Origin of the sequence: Streptococcus vestibularis ATCC 49124, assembly GCF_000188295.1 — a bacterium.
Classification (GTDB): Bacteria; Bacillota; Bacilli; order Lactobacillales; family Streptococcaceae; genus Streptococcus; species Streptococcus vestibularis.
The window spans coordinates 1078782-1089800 of record NZ_GL831112.1 but is presented as its reverse complement, the minus strand read 5'-3'; the positions used below and the strand labels follow the sequence as shown (position 1 = coordinate 1089800).

Genomic DNA, 11019 nt, shown 5'->3' with positions numbered 1-11019 from the left:
GGCAAAACTAAAAGGACTCAGTCCTGTGCAATACAGCACTAAATCCTTCGGATAAATTAATTGTCTAACTTTTTGGGGTCAGTACAAAAGGGCTCTTTTTTGAACGATAAAAAATTCCAACCTTATGTGGTGGGGACTAAGTAGCTCTTATATTAGTTATCAAAAGTGACCTCTTTAACAAGATTATCTAAGAATTTTTCTCCCATTTTAGAGAGAGTAGCCTTTTCATGTTTCAAGTATACAATATCAATTTCATCATCAATATCTAGTGGAATAGAGACGATATTGTCACCATTTAAATTACTATTTAAGATACCAGTGGCAATTGTGTATCCATCCAAACCAATTAATAGGTTAAAAAGTGTTGCACGGTCTGAAACCACAATCGACTTTTTATGGGGGATTTGTGAGAGAATCTCTTCAGAATAATAGAAGGAATTATGAATCCCCTGATCGTAACTAAGGTATGGGAAGTCCTCTAAATCTTCCAATGAGACCACTTTATGCTTGGCCAAAGGATTTGACTTGCTGACAAAGATATGAGGTCTAGCTTTAAAGAGACTAGTATAGGTAAGTCGGTTATCGTCAAACATTTTAGTCAAGACATCTCGGTTATAGCCATTAAGGAAGAGAACACCGATTTCTGAACGGAAGTTCTTAACGTCTTCGATAATCTCGTAGGTACGAGTTTCACGTAAGAAGAGCTCGTAACGCGTCATATCAGCTCTCTTGAGAAGTGAGACGAAGGCATTGACGACAAAAGCGTAGTGTTGAGAAGAAACACTAAACAATTCACGTGTCTCTGTGTGGCTTTTGTAGCGTTCTTCTAAGAGATTAGTTTGTTCTACTACTTGACGGGCATAAGATAGAAATTCAACTCCATCCTTGGTTAAGGTGATTCCTTTAGGGTTACGGATAAAAATGTCAATTCCCATTTCTCTTTCTAAATCGCGGACAGCGTTTGAAAGACTTGGTTGTGTAATGAAAAGTTGTTTTGCGGCTTCATTCATTGAGCCGGTTTCGACGATTTTGATAATATAATGTAATTGTTGAATTCGCATAGCCTTATTATAGCATACTTTAAGGATTATTCCTTAGGATAAGAAGCGATTAAAAAGTCTTTTGGGGACTATACCAATTTTATGCTTGACAATGTTAAATATATGGAATATACTGTCTTCGTTAAGCTTTTTAAAGAGCTTGTTGACTATACCAATTTTAAATGAAGGAGACATGACCTCTTAGAGTTGAGGTTATTATTAAAATATGTGTGGAATTGTTGGTGTTGTAGGTAACACAAATGCAACCGATATCTTGATTCAAGGACTTGAAAAGCTAGAGTACCGTGGTTACGATTCAGCCGGTATCTTTGTAGCTGGTAAAACATCTAGTCAATTGGTTAAAGCTGTTGGCCGTATTGCGGAACTTACTGCTAAAACTGCAGGAGTAGAAGGTACTGCAGGTATCGGACATACTCGTTGGGCGACTCATGGGAAACCAACGGAGGACAATGCTCACCCACATCGTTCAGAAACAGAACGCTTTGTTTTGGTTCACAACGGTGTTATTGAAAACTATCTTGAAATTAAGGAAGAATACCTTTCTGGTCATCATTTCAAAGGTCAAACCGATACTGAAATTGCTGTTCACTTGATTGGTAAATTTGTTGAAGAAGAAGGTTTGTCAACTATTGAAGCTTTCAAGAAGGCTCTTCACATTATCCGTGGGTCATATGCTTTTGCACTCATGGATTCTGAAGATGCATCAACAATTTATGTCGCTAAAAACAAATCACCACTTTTAATTGGTCTTGGTGATGGTTATAACATGATCTGCTCTGATGCTATGGCTATGATTCGTGAAACAAACCAATACATGGAAATTCACGATCAAGAGTTGGTTATCGTGAAAGCTGATAGTGTCGAAGTTCAAGATTATGATGGCAATGTGAAAGCACGTGATAGCTATACTGCTGAGCTTGACCTTTCTGATATCGGTAAAGGAACATACCCTTACTACATGCTCAAAGAAATCGATGAGCAACCAACAGTGATGCGTAAGCTTATCCAAGCCTACACAGATGACAAGGGACAAGTGACTGTAGATGCTGATATTATCAAGGCTGTTCAAGAAGCTGACCGCATCTATATCCTCGCAGCAGGAACTTCTTATCATGCCGGTTTTGCCTCTAAGAAGATGCTTGAAGAGTTGACAGATACTCCAGTTGAGCTTGGTATTTCTTCTGAGTGGGGTTATGGTATGCCACTCCTTAGCAAGAAACCTCTCTTTGTCTTTATTAGTCAATCAGGTGAAACAGCAGATAGTCGTCAGGTTCTTGTTAAAGCTAACGAGTTGGGTATTCCAAGTTTGACAGTGACAAACGTTCCGGGATCTACTCTTTCTCGCGAAGCTGACCACACGATGCTTCTTCATGCTGGACCAGAAATTGCCGTAGCTTCTACTAAAGCTTACACAGCTCAGATTGCAGCCCTTGCATTCTTGGCTAAAGCAGTCGGTGAAGCTAATGGTAATGAAAAAGCTGAAGCATTCGACTTGGTACATGAATTGTCACTTGTAGCACAATCTATCGAATCAACACTCTCTGAAAAAGAAGCGATTGATGAGAAGGTAGCAGCTCTTCTTTCAGAAACACGTAACGCTTTCTATATCGGTCGTGGTCAAGATTACTATGTTGCTATGGAAGCAAGTCTTAAATTGAAAGAAATCTCATATATCCAATGTGAAGGTTTCGCAGCAGGTGAGTTGAAACATGGTACAATCGCTCTTATCGAAGATGGTACACCTGTTATTTCCCTCCTGTCTGACGCTGTTCTTGCTAGCCACACTCGTGGTAATATTCAAGAGGTGGCAGCACGTGGTGCTAAAGTGTTGACTATTGCTGAGGAAAATGTTGCTAAAGAAGGTGATGACATCGTTCTTAATAACGTTCACCCTTACTTGTCACCAATTTCAATGGTTGTACCGACACAATTGATTGCTTATTTTGCAACACTCCATCGTGGACTCGACGTTGATAAACCACGTAACTTGGCTAAATCAGTTACTGTTGAATAAAAATACCAACATCTCTTACAGTGTAAGGGATGTTGTTTGTTTTTCACCCTTGCTTAATTAGGAAATCTAAAGTAGAATAGTATCTATATCACAATCTTAGGAGAGAATTATGTCATTGCCAAATTGTCCAAAATGTAACTCAGAGTATGTTTATGAAGATGGAATCTTACTTGTATGTCCTGAATGTGCCTATGAGTGGGATCCAAACGAAGTTGCAGAAGAAGGACTTGTGGTTCTTGATAGCAATGGAACACGTCTTGCTGACGGTGATACTGTTACAGTTATTAAAGATTTGAAAGTTAAAGGTGCTCCAAAAGATATTAAACAAGGCACACGTGTAAAAAATATTCGTTTGGTTGAAGGTGACCACAACATTGATTGTAAGATTGATGGTTTTGGTGCTATGAAACTTAAATCTGAATTTGTTAAGAAAATCTAAAATAAGCTTTAGGGACACTAGACTTAAGTATGGTTTGTTTCTTAGGAACGATTATTTAAGTCTCTTAGGAGTGTGACTATGAACTCATTTAAAAAGTGGGTATAGTCGCACTCCTTTTTACTATTTTCAAAATCTTATATCATTTTTTTAAAAAATTTGGTATAATATTCAACAATACTAAATAATTATAGGAGTTTATATGTCATACGTTTTGGAAGTATTACCAGCCCTTTTGAACGGTGCGGTAGTCACACTTCAAGTATTTTTCATTGTTATCGTACTGTCGATTCCATTAGGGATTGTACTTGCTTTCTTAATGCAGATTAAATTCAAACCTTTAAATTGGTTACTAACCCTTTACGTTTGGATTATGCGTGGAACACCGCTCCTTTTGCAATTAATCTTCGTTTATTATGTTCTTCCGAGTGTAGGGATTGTCTTTGACCGCCTTCCGGCTGCTATTCTTGCTTTTACGCTTAATTATGCTGCTTATTTCGCAGAGATTTTCCGTGGAGGAATTTTGGCTATTCCGAAAGGACAATACGAAGCAGCTAAAATGCTTAAACTTAGTTCTTTCCAAACCATCCGCTATATCATCCTTCCTCAGGTGGTTAAGATTGTCTTGCCAAGTATCTTTAACGAGATTATTAACTTGGTTAAGGATTCATCATTGGTTTATGTGCTTGGGGTTGGAGACCTTCTTTTGGAAAGTCGTACCGCTGCGAACCGTGATGCGACCTTAGCACCGATGTTTGTGGCAGGAGCTATTTATCTTGTCCTTGTGGGTGTGGTGACTGTGGCTTCAAAACACATCGAAAAGAAATTCAACTATTATAAATAGGAGACCTTATGTTAGAATTAAAAATATTTCCAAGCAATTTGGTCAACACAAAATTTTTGATAACTATAACCTAACTGTCGAAGAGGGGAAAATCCTAGCTATCGTTGGACCATCTGGTGGTGGTAAAACGACTCTTTTGCGTATGCTAGCAGGACTTGAAACCATTGATTCAGGACAAATTATTTATGAAAATGAAGAGATTCCTTTGGATCAGATGGAAAGTCGTAATTTGCTCGGTTTTGTCTTCCAAGATTTCCAACTGTTTCCACATTTGACAGTCTTAGACAATCTAACCCTTTCGCCGATTAAGACGATGGGAATGTCTAAGGAGGATGCTCAGAAAAAAGCTCAAGCTCTACTTGACCGTTTAGGCCTTGGAGCTCACGGAAATGCTTATCCTTACTCTCTTTCTGGGGGACAAAAACAACGTGTTGCATTTGCGCGTGCTATGATGATTGATCCGAAAATTGTCGGCTATGATGAACCAACATCAGCTCTTGACCCTGAGTTGCGTCAAGAAGTGGAGAAATTGATTGTGCAGAATCGTGAGACTGGGATTACGCAAATCGTTATCACTCACGATATACAGTTTGCACAGCACATCGCCGATGAGATTGTCACTATCAATCCAAAATAGTGAGGATTTTCTATGAAAAAAATAGTGAAAACAGTTTTGCTATCCTGTCTTGTCATTTTTCCTTTGTTTGCGCTATCAGCTTGCAGCTCGCGCTCACATTTTGCAACTCAGAAAGATCAGTGGCAAATCTATACCAAAGAAAAGAAAATCAAAATTGGTTTTGATGCAACCTTTGTTCCTATGGGATATGAGGAAAAGGATGGTAGCTATGTTGGTTTTGATATTGATCTTGCAACTGCAGTCTTTAAATTGTATGGTATCAATGTCGAATGGCAGGCTATTGACTGGGATATGAAAGAAACAGAACTGAAGAATGGGACAATTGACCTCATTTGGAATGGTTACTCGGTCACGGATGAGCGTAAGCAGTCTGCAGACTTCACGGAACCTTATATGGTCAATGAACAAGTACTGGTAACCAAAAAGTCTTCAGGAATTGATTCTGTTGCTGGAATGTCAGGCAAAACCTTAGGTGCCCAAGCGGGGGCTTCTGGTTATGATGCTTTCAATGCTTCTCCGAAGATTTTGAGGGATATCGTTGCCAACCAAAAAGCAGTCCAATATTCGACCTTTACTCAAGCCTTGATTGACCTTGATAGTGGACGTATTGACGGTCTATTGATTGACCGTGTGTATGCTAATTACTACTTAGAAAAATCAGGGGTTCTGGATCAGTATAATGTTATGCCTGCTGGTTATGAAGGTGAAAGCTTTGCTGTAGGTGCTCGTAAAGCAGATAAGACACTGATCAAAAAAATCAATCAAGGATTTAGAACCCTTTATAAAAAAGGAGAATTCCAAAAGATTTCTAAAAAGTGGTTTGGCGAAGATGTTGCCACAGACCAAGTTAAAGGGAAAAAATAGAAGGATAACAACATTCTAGAAGGGATGTTGTTATTTTTTATGGAAAATACTTGAAATATAAGAAGTTATAATTTATACTAGTGTTAGTTTATAAACTAACGAAAGGGCAAGCATGGGATATTTTGATTATTCAAGAGAAACGCAAAGTGATATTGCTTTTGTAGATATGAAATCTTTCTATGCAAGTGTGGAGTGTGTTGAACGTGGTCTACACCCTCTTAAGACTTCACTATGTGTGATGAGTAGGGCTGAAAATGCTAATGGCTTGATACTAGCCTCTTCCCCCATATTTAAGCAGGTTTTTGGCAAGTCAAATGTTAGTCGTTCTTATGACTTACCTTTTGATATTCATTCTCGTAAGTTTCATTATTATAATGCCAAAAAGCAGGGACTTCCAACGGATAGAGATTTTGTAGATTACATAGAATCTTGGGCTAAGGTTACCTTTATCGTTCCTCCTAGAATGGACCTCTATATAAAAAAGAATATCCAGATTCAACACATTTTCCAGAATTATGCCAGTGTTGAAGATATTCTTCCCTATTCCATTGATGAGGGTTTCATTGATCTCACGTCGTCACTGAATTACTTTATTCCCGATAGAACAGTTACAAGAAAAGATAAGTTAGATATGATTTCAGGGCGTATTCAAAGAGATATTTGGAGGGAGACAGGTATTTACTCGACAGTTGGGATGTCTAACAGCAATCCCTTATTGGCCAAGTTAGCTCTTGATAATGAGGCCAAACATACGGCTACTATGAGAGCCAACTGGTCCTATGAAGATGTTGAGACTAAGGTTTGGAATATCCCCCATATGACCGATTTCTGGGGGATTGGAAGGCGGATGGAGAAGCAGCTAAACAAGTTGGGAATTTGCTCCATTCGAGAACTTGCTAATAGCAATCCTGATACTCTTAAAAAGGAGTTAGGTATTGTAGGCTTAGACCTCTTTTTTCATGCCAACGGTATCGATGAAAGTAATGTTCATAAACCTTATAAACCCAAGTCACATGGCTTAGGGAATTCCCAAATCTTGCCACGAGACTATGATCGTCAAGCTGATATTGAATTGATTCTAAGAGAGATGGCAGAACAGGTAGCTATTAGGTTAAGACGAGCCCATAAGAAAGCTTGTCAAGTTTCCATTAGCATTGGGTTTTCAAAGTTAGAGGGCAAGCGTTCGCTACAAGCACAGATGAAGATTGAACCTGCTAATAATACAAGGATACTAATAGGACATGTCATTGAACTCTTTAGAAAGAAATATCAAGGAGGGGCTGTTCGAAGTATGAGTGTCTCTTATGCAAATTTTGTAGATGAAAGGCTTCAAATTCTTTCTTTATTTGATAATCCTGATGATATTGATAAAGAAGAAAGGCTTCAAGCAGCTATAGATAGTATTCGACAGGAATTTGGCTTTACGACCATTCAAAAAGCAACAGCTTTACAGGAGGCATCTAGGAGTCTTGCTCGAAGCAAGCTTATTGGTGGCCACTCAGCTGGAGGATTAGATGGATTAAAATGATAGACCGTAGTTACCTTCCCTTTCAATCAGCTAGGGAACACCAAGATAGGGGAATGATGAAGTGGATGGGCTTCTTTTTGTCGGAACACACAAATTCCCTACATGAAGATAAGACTAAAGAAAATCTAACTAATCATTTGGATGATTTAGAGAAGTTTACTTTATTGAACCAGCTTTATTTGGGTCAATTATTGGGGAATTTCCAGATAAAGGCTCAAGGTAGGCGCTGTAGGATTAATGGTTATGTGGTTGACTTGGATTTTGATCAAGTTACTATAAAATCTTTCAAGCAATATAAAGGTATTCGAACAAAGGATATATTAGAAATTAGTTTTGGGGGTGAAAACATAGATGAAGAAGAGAGAAATTTATGATGATAAATTTCAAATTGACTATTTTTCTGATAGCTATTTAAAGTTTGAAGAAGATTTTTATCGCTATTCTGCTATGGATATTCCCTTAACCTTTTTGACGGATGATATTCTTAGAGAGATGGCTATCAGTCAAAAGAATTATTTTCTATTAAATAAAGAGAATGCTAGAGACGGACGCAATCATTATTTCCATTTTGAAGTCAGCCTTTTGGATTTCAAGACACTCGTGAGACAGTATAGGTATCTTGGAAATGATTAAATCATATCACATCCAGCGGGAGAAATAGTATGTCTTTAATTGCTAGCCAGAGCTTTCAAGAAATTTGTTAGTGACTGAGGAACGTTTTATGTAAGCGTTGACATTGTTTCTAAGAGTGCTATAATGAGGGTGTTAAAAGTTATCATATGGAGGTAATTAAGATGAGAGCAGTTGTTGTTAATCAAGCAAGCACAGGTATTGAAGTTGTGGACCATGAAAAACCAGCGTTAGTTGGTCATGGTCAAGCTTTGGTTAAAGTTGAATACTGTGGCGTTTGCCATACTGACCTTCACGTAGCTCATGGCGACTTTGGTCAAGTTCCAGGTCGTATCTTAGGCCATGAAGGAATTGGTATTGTTGAAGAAGTTGGCGAAGGAGTTGAAACACTTAAAAAAGGTGATCGCGTATCAATCGCTTGGTTCTTCGAAGGGTGTGGCCACTGTGAATACTGTACAACTGGACGTGAAACACTCTGTCGGTCTGTAAAAAATGCTGGTTATAATGTTGATGGTGGTATGAGTGACTATGCTTTGGTTACTGCTGACTACGCTGTGAAAGTTCCAGAAGGACTCAATCCAGCTCAAGCCTCATCTATTACTTGTGCTGGAGTTACAACCTATAAAGCCATTAAAGAAGCTAAAGTTGAACCTGGTCAATGGGTAGCTATTTATGGTGCTGGAGGGCTAGGTAATTTAGCTATTCAATATGCTAAGAAAGTTTTTAACGCACGAGTAGTAGCAGTTGACATTAATCAAGATAAACTAGATTTGGCTAAAGAATCTGGCGCGGATTTAGTGGTAAATGGTAAAGAAGTTGAAGATGTAGCAGGCTATATCCAAGAGAAAACTGGTGGTACACACAGTGCTGTTGTAACAGCTGTTTCTAAGGTTGCTTTCAACCAGGCTGTCGATACTGTACGTGCCGGTGGTACGATCGTTGCCGTTGGGCTCCCATCTGAATACATGGAGCTCTCAATTGTCAAAACAGTTCTAGATGGTATCCGTGTTGTTGGATCTCTTGTAGGTACGCGTAAAGACTTAGAAGAAGCTTTTGACTTCGGTGCACAAGGCTTGGTAGTACCAGTTGTTGAAACCGTTCCTGTCGATACAGCGGTAGAAGTATTTGATCAAATGGAAAAAGGTGAAATTCAAGGACGTAAGGTACTTGATTTCACTAAGTAAGCGTACATCTGTCAATACCTACCATGACTATATGAGGAGTTGGGTAGCCTAAACTGGCTAAACTACTTTTTGAAAGCAGTATATCTGAACGAAATTCCATTGATTTATTTGTATTGATGGAATTTTTATTGCTCTAAAACTTCATTTAGATATAAAACAAAAAAGCGTTGAACGATTGCGTTCAGCGCTTTTGATGATTTTGGTTTTATTCCCACTCAATAGTAATCTATACCTCTAAAATCCTTTCATATTGGGATTTTAGAAAGACTTATTTATTTTTGGTGGGCTAGATGGTGGGGATTGTTATTATTTTAAAATTGTTTGATTTCCATTGAATTTTACTAAACTTTTTGAAGGGAATGAGATTGAAATATTGCCAGTCATTTCATGTGTGATAGCCTCGTCCGCTCCCGTCCACATGTGGGCGTAATGTTTAAGAGTAATTTCTGGTGACGAGTGGCCGAGACGTTTTGATAGAATCAAGATTGGAACATTAAATTCATTGATAAGGTAAGAAGCATGGCTGTGTCTTAATCCTTTAGCTTGAATTGGTTTAACATGGGCCAGTTTTGCATACCTTTTGATAGCTCTGGAAATTGTAGACTTCAGCATCGGAAGTCCATCATATGAAAAGATAAAATCACTGTCATGGCCAAGGCCTAGATAACCTTGAACTTTACGCCATTCTTTTAAAATTTTTATTGTATCATCATCAAGGCTTATCATACGTTTGCCATCTTTAGTTTTTGTATAAGAATTACGAGTCCAATTTTTTTTATTTTTGATAATTAGCATGTGATGGACTCGAAGTCTCTTTTTTTCAAAGTCAATATCATCCCACTGTAGTGCACAACCTTCATTTACACGGATGCCGGTCATAAAATAAATCCATAACATAACAAAATATAAATGTTCGTAAAAGTCATTAATATAAATCATAGATATTACGGATTCAAATTCAGACTTTGTCCAGTATGGAACCTCATTTTTTCCTTTTGGGATTGCCTTTGAACGTTTAGAGATATTACTTTCTACGTAACCTAAATCAAAAGCATAATCTAAAGATTTTCGAAACATTCCGAAGACTAAGCTAGCATAACCTTGGGAGTAACCGGCACCTCCCTCTTCAGCACTAGTTAGTAACCAGGTCCTAAAACTTTGTACTTGTTCAATTGATATTGAACGAAGTTTAGTGTTACCGAAACGTTCACTGATTAATAGTAAACTCTTTTCACGTACTAAATATGTGCTATCTTGAACAGTGGTACGGTAATATGGAATGTAATGGTTAGTCATAAATTGTTTATAATTCATATGATAATTAGAAAAACCATTAGCTTCATAATATTCTCTCTTGATTCTGGTTAATTCTTTGTTAGCTTCGCTAGCCGATTTAAAATCAATTCCGTTTTTATCTTTTCTCCCCTTTCTGCGAATTCGTTTTCCTGTGATTTTATCTAAACCAAATTCCGTCTGGTAAAAAAATTTCCCATTATTATCAACATAAACGCCATGATATTTTGTCTTTTTTTGCTTTTTAGTATTTTGTTGAGGTTGTTCTTTTAGTATTTGTTGCTCATTGAAATTAATTTTATCACTCATTATTTATGGAGTCCTCCTTTTCTTTCTCTAAAAGTGATACCCCAATAATTTCTTCAACAGCATGAATAGGAACATAATCTAGACGATGATTGTTATAAAACGCATATCCTTTTTGTACCATAATTTTCTTTGCTTGTCGAATGATAGTCATTGCGGTATTAGTTTTATAACCTAAAGCAATTAAATCGTTTTTATTAATAATTTTTTGATCATATTATT

At 37.6% G+C, this 11019-nt stretch carries 12 protein-coding genes; 9 read left to right on the top strand and 3 right to left on the bottom strand.

Translation table 11 applies throughout. The annotated features are described in order from the left end of the window. Window positions 1-152: 152 nt before the first annotated feature. Window positions 153-1061, bottom strand: coding sequence for a LysR family transcriptional regulator (locus HMPREF9425_RS05340; RefSeq protein ID WP_003092595.1), 909 nt, complete (start codon window positions 1059-1061; stop codon window positions 153-155). A 205-nt stretch (window positions 1062-1266) separates the two neighbouring features. Between HMPREF9425_RS05340 and glmS the strand changes: the two genes are divergently transcribed. The 9 genes from glmS (at window position 1267) to adhP (ending at window position 9198) form a co-directional block, all read left to right on the top strand. Further along, a complete protein-coding gene (gene glmS, locus HMPREF9425_RS05335; RefSeq protein WP_003097357.1) occupies window positions 1267-3075 on the top strand; it encodes a glutamine--fructose-6-phosphate transaminase (isomerizing) in 1809 nt (602 codons plus the stop codon). Window positions 3076-3184: 109 nt separating this feature from the next. Further along, complete coding sequence (locus HMPREF9425_RS05330; protein ID WP_003097356.1) at window positions 3185-3514, top strand: zinc ribbon domain-containing protein YjdM; 330 nt, start codon at window positions 3185-3187, stop codon at window positions 3512-3514. A gap of 199 nt (window positions 3515-3713) precedes the next feature. Continuing rightward, a complete protein-coding gene (locus HMPREF9425_RS05325) occupies window positions 3714-4355 on the top strand; it encodes an amino acid ABC transporter permease (protein ID WP_003097355.1) in 642 nt (213 codons plus the stop codon). Further along, window positions 4348-4992 (top strand): amino acid ABC transporter ATP-binding protein, encoded by a 645-nt coding sequence (locus HMPREF9425_RS05320; protein WP_037621499.1) that lies wholly within the window; start codon window positions 4348-4350, stop codon window positions 4990-4992. The genes HMPREF9425_RS05325 and HMPREF9425_RS05320 overlap by 8 nt, the downstream gene beginning before the upstream one ends. A 12-nt stretch (window positions 4993-5004) precedes the next feature. Beyond that, on the top strand, window positions 5005-5856 hold the full coding sequence (locus tag HMPREF9425_RS05315) for an amino acid ABC transporter substrate-binding protein (protein ID WP_003097353.1): 852 nt from the start codon (window positions 5005-5007) through the stop codon (window positions 5854-5856). Window positions 5857-5968: 112 nt separating this feature from the next. Then, window positions 5969-7384 (top strand): Y-family DNA polymerase, encoded by a 1416-nt coding sequence (locus HMPREF9425_RS05310; protein ID WP_003097352.1) that lies wholly within the window; start codon window positions 5969-5971, stop codon window positions 7382-7384. Further along, complete coding sequence (locus tag HMPREF9425_RS05305; RefSeq protein ID WP_003097351.1) at window positions 7381-7758, top strand: hypothetical protein; 378 nt, start codon at window positions 7381-7383, stop codon at window positions 7756-7758. Before HMPREF9425_RS05310 ends, HMPREF9425_RS05305 begins: the two co-directional genes overlap by 4 nt. Continuing rightward, window positions 7736-8017: a DUF5960 family protein gene (locus tag HMPREF9425_RS05300; RefSeq protein WP_003092699.1), complete on the top strand. Its 282-nt coding sequence runs from the start codon at window positions 7736-7738 to the stop codon at window positions 8015-8017. Before HMPREF9425_RS05305 ends, HMPREF9425_RS05300 begins: the two co-directional genes overlap by 23 nt. 161 nt (window positions 8018-8178) lie before the next feature. After that, complete coding sequence (adhP, locus tag HMPREF9425_RS05295) at window positions 8179-9198, top strand: alcohol dehydrogenase AdhP (RefSeq protein ID WP_003092519.1); 1020 nt, start codon at window positions 8179-8181, stop codon at window positions 9196-9198. 306 nt (window positions 9199-9504) lie between these two features. Here the strand turns inward: adhP and HMPREF9425_RS05290 are convergent, their stop codons facing one another. Next, a complete protein-coding gene (locus HMPREF9425_RS05290; RefSeq protein WP_003097349.1) occupies window positions 9505-10800 on the bottom strand; it encodes a tyrosine-type recombinase/integrase in 1296 nt (431 codons plus the stop codon). Continuing rightward, window positions 10793-10999 carry a DUF3173 family protein gene (locus HMPREF9425_RS05285; protein WP_037621497.1) on the bottom strand — a complete coding sequence of 69 codons (207 nt, stop codon included), beginning with the start codon at window positions 10997-10999 and terminating at the stop codon, window positions 10793-10795. The genes HMPREF9425_RS05290 and HMPREF9425_RS05285 overlap by 8 nt, the downstream gene beginning before the upstream one ends. Window positions 11000-11019: the final 20 nt, after the last annotated feature.